The organism is Rhizobium sp. WSM1328 (genome assembly GCF_057653715.1).
In genome coordinates, this window is record NZ_JBYGKO010000002.1 from 164,865 (window position 1) to 185,056 (window position 20,192).

At 59.5% G+C, this 20,192-nt stretch carries 18 protein-coding genes; 5 read left to right on the top strand and 13 right to left on the bottom strand.

Features of this window, described 5'->3' with window-relative positions:
- Positions 1–11 precede the first annotated feature (11 nt).
- The 5 genes from AC2444_RS24340 to melA form a co-directional block, all read right to left on the bottom strand.
- Entirely contained in the window at positions 12–929 is a 918-nt protein-coding gene (locus AC2444_RS24340) for a carbohydrate ABC transporter permease (protein ID WP_012755663.1), read from the bottom strand.
- A complete protein-coding gene (locus AC2444_RS24345) occupies positions 926–2,182 on the bottom strand; it encodes an ABC transporter substrate-binding protein (protein WP_032996979.1) in 1,257 nt (418 codons plus the stop codon). Before AC2444_RS24345 ends, AC2444_RS24340 begins: the two co-directional genes overlap by 4 nt.
- Before the next feature lie 30 nt (positions 2,183–2,212).
- The gene (locus AC2444_RS24350; protein WP_017996171.1) at positions 2,213–3,172 is read right to left on the bottom strand and encodes an N-acetylglucosamine kinase; all 960 of its coding nucleotides are present in this window, start codon (positions 3,170–3,172) and stop codon (positions 2,213–2,215) included.
- Positions 3,169–3,963, bottom strand: coding sequence for a DeoR/GlpR family DNA-binding transcription regulator (locus tag AC2444_RS24355; protein WP_017996170.1), 795 nt, complete (start codon positions 3,961–3,963; stop codon positions 3,169–3,171). Before AC2444_RS24355 ends, AC2444_RS24350 begins: the two co-directional genes overlap by 4 nt.
- 188 nt (positions 3,964–4,151) lie before the next feature.
- Positions 4,152–5,468, bottom strand: a complete 1,317-nt coding sequence (melA, locus tag AC2444_RS24360) for an alpha-glucosidase/alpha-galactosidase (protein WP_128449354.1) — start codon at positions 5,466–5,468, stop codon at positions 4,152–4,154.
- Between the two features lie 96 nt (positions 5,469–5,564).
- On the opposite strand from melA, the gene AC2444_RS24365 reads away from it, so the two are divergent.
- Positions 5,565–6,431 (top strand): helix-turn-helix domain-containing protein, encoded by an 867-nt coding sequence (locus tag AC2444_RS24365; RefSeq protein ID WP_128449353.1) that lies wholly within the window; start codon positions 5,565–5,567, stop codon positions 6,429–6,431.
- Positions 6,432–6,505: 74 nt separating this feature from the next.
- Here the strand turns inward: AC2444_RS24365 and AC2444_RS24370 are convergent, their stop codons facing one another.
- Genes AC2444_RS24370 through AC2444_RS24395 form a run of 6 tightly spaced genes read right to left on the bottom strand, consistent with a single transcriptional unit; the run spans position 6,506 to position 12,587 of the window.
- A complete protein-coding gene (locus AC2444_RS24370) occupies positions 6,506–7,183 on the bottom strand; it encodes a flavin reductase family protein (protein WP_128449352.1) in 678 nt (225 codons plus the stop codon).
- A gap of 1 nt (position 7,184) precedes the next feature.
- Positions 7,185–8,609: a M24 family metallopeptidase gene (locus tag AC2444_RS24375; RefSeq protein ID WP_113545594.1), complete on the bottom strand. Its 1,425-nt coding sequence runs from the start codon at positions 8,607–8,609 to the stop codon at positions 7,185–7,187.
- Positions 8,610–8,654: 45 nt separating this feature from the next.
- Complete coding sequence (locus AC2444_RS24380) at positions 8,655–9,476, bottom strand: ABC transporter permease (protein ID WP_128438819.1); 822 nt, start codon at positions 9,474–9,476, stop codon at positions 8,655–8,657.
- Positions 9,469–10,296 (bottom strand): ABC transporter permease, encoded by an 828-nt coding sequence (locus tag AC2444_RS24385; protein ID WP_113545592.1) that lies wholly within the window; start codon positions 10,294–10,296, stop codon positions 9,469–9,471. Before AC2444_RS24385 ends, AC2444_RS24380 begins: the two co-directional genes overlap by 8 nt.
- Before the next feature lie 9 nt (positions 10,297–10,305).
- Positions 10,306–11,346 (bottom strand): ABC transporter substrate-binding protein, encoded by a 1,041-nt coding sequence (locus tag AC2444_RS24390; protein ID WP_113545730.1) that lies wholly within the window; start codon positions 11,344–11,346, stop codon positions 10,306–10,308.
- A gap of 5 nt (positions 11,347–11,351) precedes the next feature.
- Positions 11,352–12,587 (bottom strand): ABC transporter ATP-binding protein, encoded by a 1,236-nt coding sequence (locus AC2444_RS24395; protein ID WP_113545591.1) that lies wholly within the window; start codon positions 12,585–12,587, stop codon positions 11,352–11,354.
- A gap of 505 nt (positions 12,588–13,092) precedes the next feature.
- Between AC2444_RS24395 and AC2444_RS24400 the strand changes: the two genes are divergently transcribed.
- The 4 genes from AC2444_RS24400 to AC2444_RS24415 all read left to right on the top strand — a co-directional run bounded on the left by AC2444_RS24400 (position 13,093) and on the right by AC2444_RS24415 (position 17,038).
- Positions 13,093–14,025 carry an ABC transporter substrate-binding protein gene (locus AC2444_RS24400; RefSeq protein WP_012755675.1) on the top strand — a complete coding sequence of 311 codons (933 nt, stop codon included), beginning with the start codon at positions 13,093–13,095 and terminating at the stop codon, positions 14,023–14,025.
- A 5-nt stretch (positions 14,026–14,030) separates the two neighbouring features.
- Entirely contained in the window at positions 14,031–14,921 is an 891-nt protein-coding gene (locus AC2444_RS24405) for an amino acid ABC transporter permease (RefSeq protein WP_113545729.1), read from the top strand.
- A gap of 68 nt (positions 14,922–14,989) precedes the next feature.
- On the top strand, positions 14,990–16,120 hold the full coding sequence (locus tag AC2444_RS24410; protein ID WP_128438816.1) for a sugar phosphate isomerase/epimerase family protein: 1,131 nt from the start codon (positions 14,990–14,992) through the stop codon (positions 16,118–16,120).
- 171 nt (positions 16,121–16,291) lie between these two features.
- Positions 16,292–17,038: a GntR family transcriptional regulator gene (locus tag AC2444_RS24415; RefSeq protein ID WP_026157581.1), complete on the top strand. Its 747-nt coding sequence runs from the start codon at positions 16,292–16,294 to the stop codon at positions 17,036–17,038.
- 155 nt (positions 17,039–17,193) lie between these two features.
- Here the strand turns inward: AC2444_RS24415 and AC2444_RS24420 are convergent, their stop codons facing one another.
- Positions 17,194–18,153 carry an HD-GYP domain-containing protein gene (locus AC2444_RS24420; protein WP_012755679.1) on the bottom strand — a complete coding sequence of 320 codons (960 nt, stop codon included), beginning with the start codon at positions 18,151–18,153 and terminating at the stop codon, positions 17,194–17,196.
- 84 nt (positions 18,154–18,237) lie between these two features.
- Positions 18,238–20,052, bottom strand: a complete 1,815-nt coding sequence (locus AC2444_RS24425; RefSeq protein ID WP_128406682.1) for a putative bifunctional diguanylate cyclase/phosphodiesterase — start codon at positions 20,050–20,052, stop codon at positions 18,238–18,240.
- Between the last annotated feature and the right edge of the window lie 140 nt (positions 20,053–20,192).

The following is a 20,192-nucleotide window of genomic DNA, read 5'->3' on the forward strand; positions in this document are numbered from 1 at the left end:
AGTGGATCTCATCAGTCGAACCGTGTGTTGCGATAGACACGAAGGACGTAGACCAGCGAAATCAGCAGAGATACGAGAGTGATCACGACCGATAGCGCCATGCCATACGAGAAGCGGAGATTCTGGAAGGTTTCGAGGTAGATCTGGACGAGCACCGGCCGGGTCTCGAGGCTGGCACCCGCCAGAACCCAGGCCTCGTCGAAGAGATTGAAAGCGTTCACGGTTGCGTTCGTCATGGCGACAGCGATCGCACTGCGAACCAGCGGAAGGGTTACCCATCCAAACATCTGAACGCGCGTGGCCCCATCGATCCGCGCAGCCTCGTAGAGATGGGCAGGTATGCTCTGCATCGCGGCAAGAACGATGACGATCGTCAAAGGCATCATGCGCCAGACATGGACGACCGTTACGGCGACGATGGCGCTGGTGCGATCGTTGAACCAGACATGATTTTCGAAGGGGAGCCCGAGCGCCGAAAGAATACCGTTCAACAGACCCGCACCCGGTTGATAAATCCAAAGCCAAATGACCGAATTCACAACGCCGGGCAGCGCCCAGGGCAAGATCACCGCTGCGAGAACCCACTGCCGCCCGACCTTGATCTGATTGATGAGAGCGGCGGCAAGAACGCCGAACACCGTTTCGGCGGTGACGGCCAGAACAACGTACATGAGCGTGTTGCTCCAGGTCGTCGCGAGTTGGCCATCCGACAGCATTCGGCTGTAGTTTTCCAGGCCGATGAATGGCGTGCCGGCCTGCATGGGGTTGACCCTGTGCAGGCTGTCCCAGACGGTTCTTCCCATCGGGTAGAAGACCAAAGCTGCCATCGTGAGAACGATGGGCGACACCAGCAGCAAGCCGAGTGTGGTGTCGGCGTTGAAGCCGACCCCACGTTTGCTCGTGGCCTCTTCGGACGCCAAAGCTGTCATTGCGCCATTGCCTGCTTGGCGGCGGAAGCGATGGCCTCCATCGCCTGGTCGACGCTCATCTGTCCCTTGGCAGCGCTATTGATCGCTGTGTTCACGCCGCTGGAAAATTGCGGGTACCAAGGCGGCGTGCCTTGCGGGAACAGCGGCTCAACCGTCTTCGATTGCGCCACCAGAGCGTCGCCGCTGTTCAGCTTTCCGGACTCGTTGAGTTCGGAAAGCGCCGACGTGCGTGTCGGCAGGAAGCCGTTCACGGCATTCTTCTTCTGGAAGTCCTTGCTGGTAAACCATTTGACGAAGGCAATCGCCGCCTCCTTGTTGGGAGAGACGTTTGGAATAGCCAGCGCTTCCGGAAGGCCGAAACTGCGCGTTTCGCCGCTTGCCGTCGGCACGAGGATCGCCTCTACCTGGCCGGCGACTTTCGACTGCTTGGGATCGTTCATCTGGCCAAGACGACCAGGCTCGCCGGAGATCATGATGCTGGTGATGCCCTGCGCGAACATGCTCTCATTGATTTGGCTGTCCTTCAGGCCGGTAGACGCCGGATCGACCAGGCCTTCCTTGAGGAGCATCAATTCGAAAGCAAGCGCCTTGTAACCAGCCGAATCCGGCGAGGTGAAGAGCGGATTGAAGTCCTTGTCGAAGAGTTCGCCACCGAAGGCCTTGGTCAGCAGGTACCAGCTCGTTGACGCGCCTTCGGTCGCTGAAACCGGCAGGCCGACCGGATACTCGACAATACCCTTTTCCTTGATCTTCTTAGCTGCAGCGACCAGGGCGTCCAATGTTTTCGGCATCTCGGTGATGCCTGCATCCGCGAAATGCTTCTTGTTGACGAGCATCACCCGGAAGTCGTTGGTGTAGGGAATTCCCAATAATTTGCCGTCAACCGTGAAGATCTTGGCAACGCCGATATCTTTCACCGTATCGGCGTCGATCACGTCGTTGAGCGGCATATACCAACCGGCCGCGCTGAACTGACCGGTCCAGGACCAATCGAATTCGGTCACATCCGCTGGCGCTGTACCGGCAACCAAGGCTGTCACCAGCTTCGGGCGGATGTCGTCCCACGACAGGGTCTGCAGGTCGACGTGAATGCCGGTTTCGGCCTCGAAGTCAGAGGCGATGTTCGGTCCCTGCGGCGATGGCATGAGCACCGTGATCGACTGACCGGCAAGCGGCTTGGCGTCCTGGCCCAGAGCGGGTGCGGCGATTGCCAAGGCCGCCGATGCAAGTAGAGGCAAGATCAATTTATGCATGTTCCCATCCTTCATTATTCTTGAGCTCAATTACTGGGATGCGCAGTCACCGCCTTCGGCCGTGGCCACGATTTGCCCGAACCAGCCGTCGTCTAACGGCCAGTCGAGAAGTTGGGCGGCAGCCAGGAGCGCGCCGCCAATCGGGGGAAGTTTCGGCAAAGCCGGAGGCCTGCCAATTCGCCGTTCAAGCGCCTGCAAAAGAAGCCGGCTCGAAAAAGTACCGCCGGCATAGGTCCAGTCGGCATTCGGATCACAATGGCCGGCAATTGCCGCATGATGCTTCGCCAGTTCATCGGCGGCCTGCTCGATCAAGCCGACCGCCCCTTTATCGCCGCCAAGTGCGACCTGATCGACGAGGGCCGAAATTGCTGCAATATCCGCTCGTGGGTTCGCCAGGGAGCTGGCCCAATCGCCGAGCCCATTCATCGGATTGCTCAAGTCGATGCGAAGATGGTCAAACAAGGCCTTTGCGAGAGCCGTTGTCGGGGCACGCCCGTCCAGGCTTTGGCTGACGAGATTGAGCGCCCTCTGCCCGATCCAATGGCTGCTGCCCTCGTCACCGATGAGGTCTCCCCAGCCGCCGGTGCGCGCCGACTGGCCTTTGGAATTACGCGCCCATGCCATTGAACCCGTGCCGGAAAGAAGGAGGATACCCGGCTCGCCGGCAAAAGCACCAAGGTGCGCCGCGTCGACATCGTTGAGGACGCGGCGGTGGACGTTTAGGAACAGGCGCTCGATCGCATCGCGCTGTAGAGCCGACAAGCGCTCAACCTCGCCGTAGGCCGGCAGCGCCGCGGCGACGGCCGCCAGATTTCCTTCATCGAGAAAGGGAAGGAGATGCTGCTCCAGCTCCTGGAGCCAATTCGGATTGTCCATGGGATTGACGCCATGGCCACGGGAACGCCGCAATATCCGGCCACGCTTGTCCGCGAGGGCAACCAGCACCTTGCTTCCGCCACCGTCGATGCCGAGGATCAGCTCGTTGCTCACTCTTTCGCCCTCAGATCGGCGATCGTTGCGTCGACGCCGAAGTTGACAAGCTCGTCACGCCAATGCCGCGAAAGCCCGGAATCGGTAATGACTTTCGCGGTGTCCAGCGGCGCGACCTTGTAGGTCGCCGTGGTTCCGAATTTCGAGGAATCGGCCAGGACGAAACGATTGGCCGACCGAGCCAGCATGCGCCGGTTGAGGCTCGCTTCCGCACTGTCCACGCTGTAGATCGAGCCGTCGGAACTAATGGCGCTGGCGCCAAGAAAGAGCTGGTCGAACCATAAAGTTTCCAGCATTGCCTCCGCCTGAGGTCCGACAAGCGACGCATTCTCGCTGCGCAACTGACCGCCGAGAAGCACCACTTCCAAATTCGGAATATTCAGGAATTCCTGCGCTACCGTCAGGCCGTTGGTGAATATCCTGAGCGGCATGGGGTTGATGCGAACGAGGCGCGCAAGCTGCAGGACGGTGGTTCCCGCGTCGAGAAAGATCGCCGTACGCGGATGAAGCAAGTCGTAGGCGGCGGTGGCAATCGCCCGCTTCGCCGATAAATGGCGCTTTTCCCGCTCCTGAAATGCAACCTCAACCGACGATCCTTCGGCAATGCGCGCTCCACCATGCACGCGATCAATGGCGCCCTCCTGCTCAAGGATCTGCAGGTCTCTACGAACCGTAGCAAGCGATGCTCCGATCGCATCGGCAAGCGCCTGAATGGTCGAAAAGCCGTTCGCGTAGAGGTGGCTGCGAATGGCATCCAGTCGATCGACCTTCACTCCAACTGCCTGGCTCAACGAAAACCTCCCTCACGGCCGATCCCAATTTCAATCATGCTTTCATTTCAAATGATCAATGTCAATCAATTTCCTGACGTTTTTTGATTTATTGGAGGGCGCTGGAATGAAAAAAACGCGCCGTGAATTCACGACGCGTTTAAACGAATGAACTGCCATGCGCTTGTGGCTGGCTTATCCGCGGGATCTCACTGATATCTCGGCAACAAATCGCCGTGTGCGACGATCAGGTCGTCGACAAGGTTCCAGATTTGGTCTGGCGACAATTCCGCAGACGTATGCGGATCGAGCAGAGCGGCCTGGTAGATGCGCTCGCGGTTTTTTGTAAGAGCCGCCTCGACCGTCAACTGCTGAACGGAAACGCTCAAGTTCATGACGGCGGCAAGCTGAGAGGGGATCCGACCGACCCGGACCGGCTGAATTCCGTTTCTGTCGACATGGCAAGGCACTTCCACGATGCATTCATCGGGCAGATTCTCGATCAGGCCGTTGTTTGGGACATTGCCGTATATCAGCGCCGGGTTGCCGGTTACCGCGGCATGAATGATGCCGGCGGCATACTCATTGCTGCGGCACACCTCGATCGGCTTGTCGCCTTCCAGTTCCTTGCGCAGGGCATGCCATTCATTGATCTGCACCTCGCAGCGCCGGATGTATTCGTCCAACGGAATATTGAGCTGATCGATCAGATCCCCTCGTCCCTCCTTGATGTACCAGGAGGTATACTCGGAGAAATGTTCGCTGGATTCGGTGACGAAGTGGCCGAGCCGTTTGAGCACATCGAACCGCACCCGATCGTCCGACGGGACGCGGCCATCGGCGGCGAGCGCGTTCAGTCTCGGATAAAGATCTTCCCGCCGTCCGTCGCTGTGAACTTTCTCATATTTCAGGAAGAAGCCGACGTGATTGATCCCGGCCGAAATATAGTTCACGTCGGCAATGTCCTCGCCGAGGCATTGCGCGAGATGCCCGGCTGTGTGCTGCACGCTATGACACAAGCCGACGGTGCGGATTTCCGGGGCCAGCTCCTTGATCGCCCAGCAGTTGATGGCCATCGGGTTGACGTACTGCATCAGAAGAGCCTGCGGGCAGACCTCCTGCATGTCTCGGCAGATCGCCTCAAGGACTGGTATCGTCCGCAAACCGCGGAAAATGCCGCCGATGCCGAGGGTGTCGGCGATCGTCTGACGCAAGCCATATTTTTTCGGAATGTCGAAGTCCGTGACGGTAGCCGGCTTGTAGCCACCGACCTGCATCATGAGGATGACGAAATCCGACCCCCGCAGCGCTTCCCGCCGGTCGAGCGTGGCGTCGATCCTGACACTTGAAAGCTTAAGCGACTCGCAGATCCGGCGAGCGACGATCTCTGACGTCTTCAGTCGCTCGGGATCGATATCGAAGAGGCTGATGACGTAGTCGCCGCCTCTCTGCGAGGACAGGACGTCTCCCAGAATGTTCTGTGCAAAAACGGTGCTACCAGCGCCTACCAGGCAAATCTTCGGCATTGCAATCTCCCCATGGGTTGTGATTGCTTGTTGCTCCTTCTAGATCAGAATTTCTTCCTGAAATCGGCCTATTAATTCCGGGATTCGAGTCTACAGATGAAATATACCCAAAGCCGCGGCGAATGGATTGGATCCCGAGGGCAGTTCTTGATCGAGCGTCACATCGCTGATGCGATGGCGGCACCGCATTGGCACGACCACGTTGAATTAAACCTGCTGATGGCGGGCCGGATGACCTACCTTTTTAATGGAAGGCAGGAACAGGTTGAGGCCGGCCGCCTGGTTTTATTCTGGGCCGCAATTCCTCATCAGACGATCGCTGTTGCCGAAAACGCGCCGCTCGTATGCCTCTATCTTCCCCTTATCGATTTCCTGGGTCTGCCGGTGGACAGAAAGGCCAGGCAGTCGATCATGCAGGGGAGATTTCTGGCGCAGGCAAATCAGGAAACGATGGATGCGTTGACACTCCCACGATGGGAAAAGGAATGGCAATTCGGCAGTGCGGCAAGACGGAAATTGATCGTCGAGGAGGTTCGACTGCGAATACGGCGTCTGATTCTCGACAATGCCGAAATCGACAATTCGCCAACCCATGTCTCTCCGACATCGTTGGCCGGCCCGGCAGTGCGCCACGTCGAGCTGCTGATCGACCTGATCAATACCCGATACGCAGATCCGATTAGCGTAGCCGATCTCGCGAAGCTTGCGGAAATGCATCCAAGCACCGCCAACAGCGCTTTCCGAAAGGTTTTGGGAATATCAGTCAACGAATACCTGACCCGACATCGGATTGCCCGGGCGATGCAGCTGCTGACGGACACGGAGGATCCCGTCCTCCAGATCGGCTTTGACTGCGGGTTTGGTTCCAGCAGTCGCTTTTACGAGATTTTCAAGGAGCGAACGGGTACGACCCCCCGTCATTTCCGGGAAGCGGTGAACTCCAGGAACACTCCGGCGCCTTGATGCGAGATGAAACTGTCGACCTCCAAATTGTTCGCGGGATCGACAAGAACGAGTTGATGCTGGATATGCCGGCGTTAGGATCGGAGGGTGGCCGCATTCGAAAGCTGTTGGCGCAAAGCCCACTCCTCCTTCGTCAGAGTCTTGATGTCGAACTGGTCGCGCGTCCTGGCATAGGTGTGGCCGCCCATCCTGCCGACGGCATCCATTCGCTGCTGGTCGATGTGCAGGTTCGCCGGATTGACCGCATCGCTTCTGACATGGACGCCGAGCACTTCGCCGAGGATGATTTCGCGGGCGGGGCCGACCTGCAGGGTCGTGTGGCGGCGGCATTCCAGCGCTGCGGGAGCTGCGAGGATGCGAGGGCTTCTGACCATCTGTCCCGGTACCGTTACCAGTCCGGCTTCCGAGAGTTCGTCGACCTCGGGCCCGAACTTGATGGCGCAGACCTCCATCTGGTCGACAAGGGCGTCATCGCAGATATGGACCGTAAACTCGCCGGTTTCGCGGATGTTGCGGGCCGTATCCTTGAAGCGCATGTCGGAATAGTTTTCGACGCCGATGGCGACAATCGCGGGATCATGGGTCAGAACGTTGAAGAAGCTGAACGGGCCGGCATTCGGCTTGCCATCCTTGCTCACCGTCGTCACCAGCGCGATCGGGCGGGGAATGACCGTGCCGATGAGGATCTTGTAACGCTCGCGCTCGGTCAGTTTGGCGAAATCGAAATGCGTGTGTTGTTTATGATGGGTCATCTCAGGCCTCGGCAGCGACGCGGTGGGTTTCAAGCGGGGTATGGCGGCTGAGGTTCTCAAAGCCGTCCTTGGTCACGACATACATGTCGCCGATATTGCAGCCGGCCGACAGCGGTTCCAGCCACTGCGTGTGCAGCACGAAGACCATGCCCTCCTCCATCCTGTCGTAGTTATGTGAGGAGATGTTGAAGCTGTTCTGGCCGCCTGCCATGCCGACCGAATGGCCGAGGTTCGGATTGTGCGGTCCGTGCGTTGCCGGATAGACGTGCATGAGTTTGCGGCCCTGCGCCTCCCAGTCTATGTCCTTCACATACTGATTGGGGATCAGGCGGGCCCCGCCGTCTTCCATCGGCGACCAGTTATAGGGCATGGTGCGCGCCTCGGGTGAGGTCAGCATGCCGCGCTCGATCATCGGTTCGAAGGCAGCATTGTTGACGTCGCGCATCAATGCGCCGGGCTTGATGAGCTTTTCGGCCCGCTTGACGCCCTCGGTGCAGGCGGCAAGCACCTCCTCCTGACGGCTGGTGATGTCACCAATCGCGATCATGCGGGCGGTCTGGGCGGTATAGCCGCGATAGGTGACGTTGGAGATGTAGAGGTTGATGAGGTCGCCTGAGCGGACGATGTGGCCATAGGGCTTGCCGCAATGGGTGCCGAATTCGTTGATGCCGATCTGGTAGCCGTCGCCGGTTTCGCCGCCGAGTGCCATCTGCGCATAGGTGAAGGCGGCGAGGATTTCATGGTCGGTCACGCCTGATTTTGCCACATGATAGGCAGCCTGCGTGCCGATGCTGATCAGCTGGGCGGCGGCGCGGAAGATCTCGATCTCGCGCGTCGAGCGGACCTTCTGCATGCGGTCGAGGATGGCGTTGTCGGCGACGAACTTGCTCTTCGGCATCAATTCCTCGAGTGCAGACCAGAAGGTCAGCGACGTGCGGTCGCCGATCCTGCCGATCTGGGCCTTGGTGAGACCGAGACTGGAGAGAACCTCGGCGCATTTTTCGGCAGTCTTGATGACGGAATCGCCGGGGCGGTCGGCATATTCGCGGCCGATCGGACCGATCTGCCAGATTTCGTCGACAAGAACGGGCTCGCCGCCCGGCGGGAGCAGGACGGACTGCGTGAAGAAGGAGAGAAGCACCATCGCCTTGTCGGCGTCGGTCGGGATGATCAGCACGCCTTCGCGCATCCAGTCGCAGATGTAACGCAGATAGGCGTTCGAAGCGTGGAACCAGCCGACGCTGCCGGCATGGACGATCAGCGCGTCATGACCGGCTTCGATCGCCTGACGGCGAATTCGGCGAAGGCGGTCCTCGAACTCTTCGACAGCAAGCGGCAGCGGCGCGGAGAAATCGAAATCCGGCTGGAAATCGGCCAGCAGCGATCCCATCCGATAGCCGCCTGCGTTTGTTGCGCGCATGTTCATCAGTGTGTTCCTTCCAAGTTCAGGCATAGGTCAATGGCGGATCGTTCAGGCCGGCCGCGGCGGCGCGAGAACGCGCCGGGCAACCAGCAGTCCGACCAGCGTCACGGCGATCAGAATTCCGGAGATTGCCGCGACGCGCACATCGAGGGACTCCTCGATCAAAGCGAACATGCGCAGCGGCAAGACGGTCGTTCGGGCATCGGCGAGGAAAAGCGATACCGACACATTGTCGAGCGACTGGATGAAGACGAGGAATGCCCCGGCCAGAATGCCGGGCATCAGCAGCGGCAGGGTGACGCGCCGCAGTGTCCTGAACCAGCTCGCGCCCATCGTCGTCGATGCCTCGGCAAGCGAGGGATTGAGACCCTGGGCGACGACTGAGGCGGCGCGGTACATCAGCGGCCCGAAGACCACGACATGGCCTGCTACGGTCAGCCAGAGCGACGGCTTGAAGCCGATGAAATTGGCGACGATTAAGGCGGCGAGGCCGTAGACCAGGCTCGGCAGGACGAGCGGGGCGAGCAGCAGCGGCTCGATGGTGCCGGCGGTGCTGCGCTTCATGCGCGTCATGCCGATGGTGGCCGGAACCGCAAAGATCAGCGATCCGAGGACGGCAAGGCCGGCAATCTTCAGCGAGTTCCAGGCGGCGATATGTTCGGTTGCCGAGCGAACGGGATCGAGCAGCGCCGCGTACCACCTGAGCGAAAAGCCCTGCGGCGGATATTTCAACGTCTGCCCCGAGGTAAACGACATCGTCAGCGCGATCACGATCGGTGCGACGAGATAGATGACGCAGAGCCCGCCAAATCCGTAGACGAATGCCTTGTAGAGCATGACGGGAATGGGATTTTCGCGACGATCAGCCATGACCGACCAACCTCCTGTGACGGGACATCGTGGTAAGGGCGACCAGCAGGCAGCCGGTGGACAGCAGCAGGACGACGGCGATGGCCGAGGCCAGCGGCCAGTCGAACAGCGTACCGACTTCGCGGTAGATCAACTGCGGAACATAGACGTTGCGCGCGCCGCCGATGACGGCCTGAGTAACGAAGGAGCTGCTGGTGCTGGCAAAGACGAGGATCCAGCCCGCCAGCAGGCCCGGCAGCATCAGCGGCAGAAGCACGGTCACAAGGATGCGCCAGGGACCGGCGCCGGAAACCTGGGCGGCTTCCGTCAGCTGGACGGGCGTGCGTGACAGGATGGCGATCAGCGGCAGGATGATCAGCGGGAGGTCGATCTGGCACATGGCCATGACCAGGCCGAGTTCGGTAAACAGCAGGCTGGTCGGCATTCCCGTCAGGCCGAGCGCAGCGAGCGCTTCGCTGATCGGCCCCTGGCGTCCGAGGATGACGATCCAGGCGAAGGTGCGCACAACGTTGCTGGTCAGCATCGGAATAAGCGTCAGGAAGATCAGCACCTGCCGCAGGTTTCGGCCGCCGTGCCAGTAGAGGAGTGCGATCGGCACGCCGAGCAAGGTCGTGCCGATGACGGTTTCGAGCCCGAGCCTTGCGGTATTGACGAGGACACGGAAATTGAACGCGTCGCCGAAGAAGCGGGCATAATGGTCGAGAGTCGCTCCGCCGGGACCGGCGAAGCTGAAACCGACGAGGACGGCGAGCGGCGTTGCGAAGAACGCCACGGAAAGCAACAGCATCGGTAGGACGTATGGGAAGCCGCTCGCCTTCATCACATCACCTCAACCGGCAACGAGGGCGTCGAACTGGCGAATCCAGTCGTCGCGGTTCTTGTTGATCGCGACCCAGTCCGGATAGACCATGGTCTTGATCTGGTCGCGGGTGACATAGGCTTCGATGCCCGGCGTCAGCGCCACGTCCTTGTTGGTCGGGAACATCTCGGTCGGCGGCTCCTTGAGCAGGTCCTGGGCGGCCTTGGAGATCGCGGCATCCATATAGGCATAGGCCGCGTCGAGATTGGCCGAGCCCTTGGTCAGGTGGATGTTGACGGGGGCCGCCGGCGAGCCGGTTTCGGGATGGACGAATTCGGCGTTGAGGCCGAGGCTCTTCAGACGGGCGACGTTGCCGGTCGAGCACATGAAGACGGCGATTTCACCCTGCTGGAACAGCGTCATCTGGTGGTTGGTGCTGTCGACCACGCCCTTCAGGTGCTCCGGATGATCCTTGAACAGCTTGAAGACGGCGTCCATGTCGTTCGGGCCGGAGCCGAAGATCTTGGCGATCTCGGTATAGGCCATGACGGCGGTGTTCGAGGCAAAGCCGGTCCAGGAAACCTTGCCGCTATAGGCCGGGTTTTCGAAGAGATCGCGATAGCCCTTCGGCTTCGGAACGAGATCGGGATTGTAGGCGATGCCGTTGACTTCGATGGTCACGGTCGGGCCGTATTCGCCCTGGAAGGACGGATCGAGCATGCCCCAGTTCTTGAGCTTGCTCGGATCGATCTTCTGGATGAGATCCTTCTCGATGGCGACGGCCATCTGGCCAGGCGACATCAGCAGCGTGTCATAGGGCGGGTTGCCGGGGCTCGCCATGATCTTGGCAAGCTGGTCCTGCGCCATCGCCGGCGCAATCGTCAGGTCGTAGCCTGCATCCTTGACCATCGGCGTCAGCACTGTGCGGTAGGCATCCTCCCAACTGCCTGGGAAAGTGGCGGCAACGGCTCCTCCGCCGGCAGCGCGGGCGGAAAGCGGAAGCATGGCCGATGCGGCGACACCGGCCGCCAGGAAACCGAACCCACGACGGGTAATCTGAAAGTCCTTCATCACGTTCACCTCTGTTGAATTGTTTCTTCACTCATGATTTCCGGTTCGGCCGGAAAGGCGTGACACCGTGCGGTGTCGATCTCGGCAAATAGCTGCGTTCCCGGTTCGGGAATGAATGTGGTGGGGCCTCTGACCTCGGAGGCGCGCAGGCCCGTACCGTCTTCGAGGGCAAGGTCATGGACGAGGGAAGGGCCGAGGGGCACGGAAACCGTCATGCGAACCGGCAGGGTGCTCTCGCTCGGCTGCGTCGACAGGCGAACCTCTTCCGGCCGGAAGGTGATCGTGACCTTCGAGCCGAGGGTGAAGTTCAGCCGGCGCGGCAGGAGCAGGGTCCGGTCATTCGCAAGGCCGATCAGCGTGCTCTCGGCATCGAGCCGCAGCACCGTTCCGTTGAGCAGGTTTGCCTGGCCGATGAAGGTGTTGACGAAGAGCGTCTTCGGGCGGTCATAGACGGTCATCGGCGTGTCGATCTGCTCGACATTGCCCTTGTTCATCAGCACCAGGCGGTTTGCGAGGCTCTGGGCTTCCTCCTGGTCGTGCGTGACGATCAGTGTCGTGATGCCGAGCGTCTTCTGCAGGTGCAGCAGCTCCACCTGCAGATCGAAACGCAAGGCCCGGTCGAGCGCGCCGAAGGGTTCGTCGAGCAGCAGAAGGGACGGGCGCCCGGCGATGGCACGCGCAACGGCGACGCGCTGCTGCTGGCCGCCGGAGAGTTCGCGCGGCAGGCGGTTGCCATAATCCTTGAGCCTGACGAGAGACAGCATCTCCTCGACGCGCGCCTTGCGCTGAGCGCGAGGAAGCTTCTGGCAGGCCAGCGGATAGGCGATGTTTTCTGCGACCGTCAAATGCGGAAACAAAGCATAGTTCTGAAAGACCATGCCGACGCCGCGTGAGCGGGCCGAGACATCGGCCAAATCTCTCTCTCCGAGCACAATCTTGCCCGCCTTCGGCTGGATCAGCCCGGCAATGGCGCGCAGCACGGTCGACTTGCCGCAGCCGCTCGGCCCGAGCAGGGCAACGATCTCGCCGGCCTCGATATCGAAGGCCACGTCGCTGATGGCATTCTGGCCACCATAGCTGTGTGTGAGGCCCTGAACGCTGAGCCGTTTGCGTTCAGCCATATTCGGTATGCCTGGCATAGGGCCTCCCTGGTTCTGGGTCGAGGTCACGGATTGCTGCGCTGTCTCCGGGACAAGACGGAGATGCGGTCCGGCGAGAAATTTTGCGTCGAGCTTGTTCATGAGAAGCGAATTGCAAGCGGCGTGCCAGTTTTGTCTTTCGCCGCTGACGGCGATACCAAGTCTATGAAAGTAAATAGATATTTGTGACTTACAAACTTTCGAAAGTTTGTAATAATAATTATTCCATTTAAAATTCGCATTTACTTTTTGTATAAATTTTCGCCAGCGTCGTATATTAAATGGGCATCAGATAGAAACAGCCACGGCCCCTGAACGGGCGATCAAGCGCCGAAAAGCGCGGGGTTTGGCATCTGAAGAGGTGTTTTTGGGTCTTGTGAGCGAATGCGGCGGTCAAAAGTGATGCGGCAGGGCCGGCAAGCGTAAAAATTGTGCATCATATGTTCGAAACTTCATGCGAAATATATTGCGAAACTCTATCAGAAAATGTCGTCATCAACAAAAATCCTATTGATATCAGATAATTATTGACGCGCCACTGCAGGTGGCACGGCGATTGCATGGATGATCCCGAGAATTCACCGGTACAAAAATGAAAGGGGATCACATGATGCGCATTCATAAAATCTTGAAGGCCGGGGTTGCCGGAGCGATGGTCTCTTTGATCGCGGCCTCTGCTTATGCCGCCGGAGGTGCCGCTGAGAAGATGACGCCTGATGCCGATGTCGCCAAGCTCCCCGGCGTCGTCCTGACGCAGAAACTGGCCGACGGGCTGCCGCCCTCCATCAAGTCATCGGGCGTGCTGAAGGTCGCGACCGACCTGACGCCGCCGATCAGCTTTCATGGCGAAGACGGCAAGCTGATCGGCATCGATGCCGATATTGCTGCCGCACTCGGCGTCATCCTGGGCCTCGATGTTGAGATGACCGATGTCGGCGCAGGTGCCGCAATCGTGCCCTCCATATTGGCGAAGCGCTTCGACCTCTCGATCTCGGGCATCAACGACGATCCGGAGCTGGAAAAGCAGGTCGACGTCATCGACTATATGTATGACGCTACGACGATCATGACGATCAAGGACAATCCTCTCGCCATCAAGGGCATGGAGGATCTGTGCGGCAAGAAGGTCGCCGTTCCCGTCGGTACCTTCCAGGCGAAAATGGTCGAGGCGGCATCCGCCATATGCGCGACCCCGGTCAACATCATGTCGATCCCGAAAATGCCGGATGTGCTGCAGGCCGTCCGCACGGGGAGAGCTGACGCAACGGTCAACGGCTACGCCACCAGCGTCTACACGACCGAGCACCAGACCGGAAACGGCAAGGGCCTGCAGGCGCTGCCGGATATCCGCCTTGCCGTCGGTTATCTCGGCATGCTGACGGCCAAGGACAATCCGCAGCTGCGCGACAGCGTCGTTGCCGCCTTGCAGCAGATGGTGGATTCCGGCGCCTACGAGACCATCATGAAGAAGTGGAGCCTCGGACCGCTGGCCGTGAAGACCGTCAAGGTCAACGACGCTGCCAACATGCCTGCGGATTGACGCTGATGGCCCTGTTTCAAGCGTCACCCATATCGCTCTCCCTTGCGCCATCGGTCGGAAGACCGATGCGTTGGGGGCAGATCGCAACCGGTGCCATCGCGATTTCAGCGCTGGCCTTCTTTGCGCTCGTCGTCGGGCAGAGCCAGAGCATCCAGTGGTCCGAGATCCCCCGCTATCTGGTGGATCCTTCGATCCTGCGCGGCGTGCTGCTGACGCTTGAACTGACGGCTGGCGCCATGGTGTTCGGCATCGTGCTCGGATGCCTGCTGGCGCTGATGGCGACGAGCCAGAACCCGGTTCTCAAGGTGATCGCCGCCGGCTTCGTCTGGTGGTTTCGCGGCGTGCCGCTGATTGTCCAGATCTTCTTCTGGTTCAATATCGCCCTCTTCATCCCGCAGGTCGGGATGGGAAGCTTCACCATTTCGATCAACGATCTGGTGACACCGGCCCTGGCCGGCTTCCTCGCACTCGGACTGCACGAAGCCGCGAACATGTCGGAGATCATCCGCGGTGGCCTGGTCGCGGTCGATCGCGGCCAGCGCGAGGCGGCCACGGCGCTCGGGCTGAAAAAGACACAGACTTTTCTCACCGTCATCATGCCCCAGGCCACGCGTATCATCGTGCCGCCGACCGGGAACCAGGCCATCGGCATGCTGAAGGCCAGTGCCATCGTCTCGGTCATCGGCATGCAGGATCTGCTGACGCAGGCCCAGGCGATCTACGCCCGGAACTTCCTGGTCATCGAACTGCTGTTCGTCGCCTCGATCTGGTACCTCGCCATCACGAGCGTGGCATCCATAGGCCAGCACTATCTCGAAAAGCGTCTCGTTCCGACAGGCCGGACAGCAGAGAAGCCTCGCTCCCGGAGGGGCGTGATCGCGGATCGATCGTCGTGAATTGAGATCAACAACGAAGGGGTCGCCAGTGCAGCGCGCCCCGTCAGGAAACAGCAGAGGAGCATGACATGAAATTGGGAATCGACAGCATAAAGCTGCCTGAGGCGAAGAAGCGGGGGCCGCTGGCAAGCCTTGATCACGTCAAGGAACTTGGGCTCGCAGGCATCTTCTTCAGTACGGCGCTGGACATGAGCCCCGACCTCGACAGCGGCCTGCTGCGCGACATCAGGGCGAAGGCCGACGACCTTGGCCTCTATCTCGAAAGCGGCATCGGCAAGATCAATCCCTATTGCAGCGCCGAGGAACCGGTACTCCGGGCCGCCGGCGGCGGCGATATCATTGCCGGTTTCACGCGCATGATCGAGGCAAGTGCCGCGATCGGCTGCCATGAGCTTTGGGTTGCACCGGGCAATTTCAAGGGCGAATATCGCGGCCGGCTGGCCAATGACCGCTTCCGCACCGACGTGACCTGGGAAGAGCAGTTGCTCGGAATTGAAAAGGTCCTCCGCAAGCTGGCGCCCGTCGCACGTGCTAATGGCGCGCACATGAACATCGAAACCCATGACGAGATCACGTCCTTCGAGATCCTGCGATTGATCGAGAAGGTCGGCGCCGATTGCGTCGGCGTCGTCTTCGACACGGCAAACGGACTGCAGCGGGGCGAGCATCCGGTCTTCGCCGCCAAGCGCCTGGCTCCTCATATCCGACAGACCCATATCAAGGATGCCTATGTCGGCCGCGCTCCGGGTGGTCTCGATTTCCAGACCAGACCCGTTGGCGGCGGCATTGTCGATTTCGCCGCGATCCTTCCCATTCTCAGCGACGCCAACGCCGCGCTGAACCTGTCGCTGGAGGTTGCCCAGTCTGTCGCCGACAAGCCTCGCAAGGCTAATCCACGCCAGTGCATCGAGATCGACGATCCGGTCTGGCGAGCTGGCCACCCGGACCTGACGGCGGATGAGCTTGCGGCCTACATGGCGATGGTGGATGCCTATGAAAAGCGGGTCGCCTCCGGAGCGGTTCTCGACTGGGAAGCCTACGAGAGCAGCCGCTACGGCTACCCGACCTATGAGGTGCAATCCTACGGTTTCGACGAGGCGATTGGTTTCATCAAGCAGTCGGCCCGCCACATCGAGGCTATTTGCGCCGAAAAGGGTATTACCTTGTCCCCGCCGGCAAAAGAACAAAAGGCAGCCTAGCCTTTGAAGATAGCGCGGGCGGATATTTTTGTCGGCGCCTTCAATTGGGATTTCTATCAAAATGCAGTGGTTGCGCAGAAACATTCTTATAGAAATAATTACGACGAACGGATATTCGGTGCACGAGTAACTGGACGCAAAACATTACCGAGGCTTGAAGTGGTGAAGGCAATAAGGAAGACGCGCCGTCAAAGCGTCAAGGCGCCACCCGCGTCCAGTGGGGCGGTCGATAGCGCCGACAACAACGACGACGTCTCCGAGCGCATTCGCGCCACGCTGGCGGCAGCTATCGGTGAAGGCGCCTTAAAGCCGGGCACGAAAATCCTGGAGGAGGCGATAGCGGAGCATTTTGGCGTTAGCCGCACGGTCGTACGCGGCGCGCTCGGTGTTCTCGAAAGTGATCACCTCCTGGAGCGAAAGAGAAACCGCGGCACTTTTGTTGCCGAACCCAGCATTGCCCAGGCCAAGAACCTGTTCGAAGCCCGCCGAAAACTTGAAGGACTTCTGCTGGAGCTCGTTATTGCACGGGCAACGGCCGAACAACTCGATGCCCTGCAAAAACTGACCGACGAAGAAGAGCACATCCATCATCATGGTGATGAGAAATCCAAGACGGTTCTGTCTGGCAAATTTCATATCGTACTCGCCGAAACCGCCGGAAATCCTGTCTTGACGGAAATGCTGTCGAAGATCGTCGCTCGCCTGTCCCTCGTCATGTCCCTGTACGAAGAAGAGCGTAAGGACGATTGCGGCGCAGACCACCACCGAATGATCGTGGCTGCGCTGAAGGCCAAGGACCTGGCGAAGGCTCAGCAACTAATGGACCATCACCTGGCCGATATCGAGGGCCGAGTGCGGCTCACCGAAGGACACGGTGATCGGCATACGTTCCTGGCTGTCCTGGAGAACTTCTCGTAGTTTCGAACGTCGCTCTCCGAATAAGATATGGCCATCAATGTTCGCTTTGATGGGAATCAAACCGACGAGATGGAGATCTTTCTTGTGACCCCGGCCCTAGCGGAGTTGCAATTGACGTTTGGCCGGTGCGACGCGCCGTATGGCAAATGACGGCTCTATTGCAGCGTGCCGCTGATCACCATTTTTGACACGAATGCGGAAAGAAGCTGGCTATCGAAATGGCCCGGCGAATTCATCATCATGTTGATCGCCTCTGCTTGTGAGAAGGCGCGCTTATACGGCCTGATGGTGGTCAGCGCTTCGTAAACGTCACAAATCGCCGCAAGCCGGGCGACGTAAGGGATCTTCTTTCCGGCGAGGCGACCAGGATAGCCGGAGCCATCGAACTTTTCGTGGTGGTAGCGACAGATGTCGAGCACCGGCTTCGGGACATGGGCGACATGGGAAACCAACTCATATCCCCGCTGAGGGTGCCCGCGCACAAGATCCATTTCCTCGGCCGTCAGCTTACCGGGTTTCGTCAAAATGTCGTCCGGAAGCGCCATTTTTCCAAGATCGTGAACCAGTCCACCCAATCCCAATACCCGCACATCCTCTTCTCCATGACCGAGGCTGCGCCCCAGGGTGATCATCAATGCGCTAACCGCCAGCGAGTGGAGGAACGTCAGCTCATCTTTTTCCTTCAGCTTGGCGACTGCGATCAGCGCACCAGCATTGTCGAAGGCTGCCGACATGATCCGCTCCACAGCTGCGCTTGCCGCATCACTGGCGAAAGAGGCTTTGATCCTGGCATGGGCAAGCATATGACGGATCTGCGGTCTCGTATCCTCGACGCATTCCCTCGCCTGCTTGATATCCTTCGCCGAAAACACGGCACGAAGCTGGGCGTCAAACGCAGCCCGGTCGATGTCCTGTGCCCCGCCCGGATCGACATCCGCACCCTTTCCGACGTCGATAACAACAGTCATCAGGCGGCTTGCCATCAAACTCTCGACCTGACCAGTGGCCGATATCAGGAACGGCTTGAACCGGCGTGTCCTGTCTTCTCCCTCAATTTCGACGTCCTCAACATACATTCCGACCCGCAATTGGCTGACATGTATCCGTTTTCGCATCTCTGATCCGTTCAAAGTGATCTTGGTATTCAAGCGTTGTCTCAGGTATCCGGGGCCGGCCCGAGCGCGAAAACCTCGCTCAGGCTATAGGGCTCCGGCACGGGTCTTGTCTTGGTTGAGCCGTTGTCCATGCTGCTCTAAAAAGGCCGCGGCAACCGTTCGATCGACGGCTTTCGAAAATAGATAGCCCTGCCCGAGCTTGCAGCCGAGCTGGCTCAATTGAGCAGCTTGGGGTTCTGTTTCAATCCCCTCTGCGACGACCCGGATTCCCAGCTTGTGAGCTATTCCGATCAAGCCCTCAACGATGAAGGTCCCAGCATCGCCCGGCACCATGCGGTCGATGAAGGACTTGTCGATCTTGATGATGTCGACCGGCACCGTCAGCAGGTGGGTCAAAGACGCGTAACCCGTGCCAAAGTCGTCGAGGGCAACCCGCAAGCCCTTGGACCGAAGAGCCTTTATCTCGTCCGCGACGACATAGTCCCGTTGTCCGAGATAAACCGATTCCGTCACTTCGAGGATGATGTGCTTGAGGGGAACCTCCGCTTCCCCGAAAATTCGGCACAGCCTGTCTTGCAGATTACCGCCACGAAAATCTGCCGCGGACAGGTTGATGCCTACATGCTGGAGAGGAAGGCCTCGGGCGAGCCAGCTGCGGATGTCTTTCGCAACCCTCAGCAACATCCGTTCGGTCAGCTCAGCAGCAATATGCGCGTCTTTCGTCGCCTCATGGAAATGCGCTGCGGCTATGATTTCGCCGGAAGGCGTGGTCATTCGACACAAGGCTTCGAAACCGACAATTTCGCGCGTATCCAGGCGCAAGATCGGCTGGTAATGCGCATCGATCCGATCGTCTTTCAGGGCGACGCCCACGTCCCGAACCGCCCTGAAGCGTCTGGTCAGGGCGGTGCCCAGGCCGGGATAGTGTTGCACGTACCGGCCGCGATTGTGTTCTTTTGCATGATAGAGCGCCACATCGGCGTTCTGGCGGGTCTGGTCAGGGTTTGTTTCCGTCTCTGCCAACGCGCCGCCAATCGTCGCGGCGGGAAAGACGACATGACCGTCGCAGGTTGAAGGAGAAGACAGTGCTGTGAGGATGTCGGTCGCGCTCGCCTTCAGATCAAGGTTTTTGTCGCCCGACACAATGACAGCAAACTCATCTCCACCGAGCCTAAAGGTGTTTTTGGTGCCTGCTGTCGTGGCGACCCGGTCTGCGACCACTTGAATCAATGCGTCGCCGGCTGCGTGCCCGAACGTGTCGTTCACGAGTTTCAAGTTGTCGATGTCAACAAGCAAGATGCCCCAGGCGCGCCGGGATCGAGGCAGCTCTTCGGCGAGAAGCTGGTTGAAACGAGCGCGATTCGACAGGCCCGTCAAAGCGTCGCTGTATGTCAGCCGCTGACGTTCCATCACCCGCTCTTCGCGATCGATGGCGATCGTGCAGAGATGGGCACAAGCCTCGACGAGGTCCCGTTCGACGACCTTCGGACCGCGGCGGTCTCGATAGTAGAAGGCGAAGGTGCCGATCACCCGGCCGCCGCTCTTGATTGGGCTGGACCAGCAAGCCCGCAACCCCAGCGGAAGCACCAGAGACTTGAAATCCTGCCAACGAGGATCGGTCTCAATATCGGTGACAACGACCGCTTCTCCGAAATAGGCAGCAGCGCCACAGGAGCCCGCAAGAGGACCGGCTTGAAGATTGTCGACAGCCGCTGAGTAGTCAGGCGGCAGGGAAGGTCCGGCAAGTGTGTGGAGACGGCTCCCGTCGAACGTCAGCACCGAAGCGATGATCCCAGGAACGGCGGCCTCGACCTTAAGGCAAAGTTGCTCAATCGTTGCTGCCAGCGGTTCCCCTTTGGCAATCATTTCCAGAATGGCATTCTGCAACTCAAGGATCATGACGTTACTTCCCGGAAGGAGACCCTGCCTACCAAACCGACTTTCAAATCAGGTTACGCCGTTGATTAGATTTTGATCGAATAAACGCCGAATGATCGGTTCGGGACCTGTCGTGCCGAGCTTCGCGTGCGAAAGCTCTC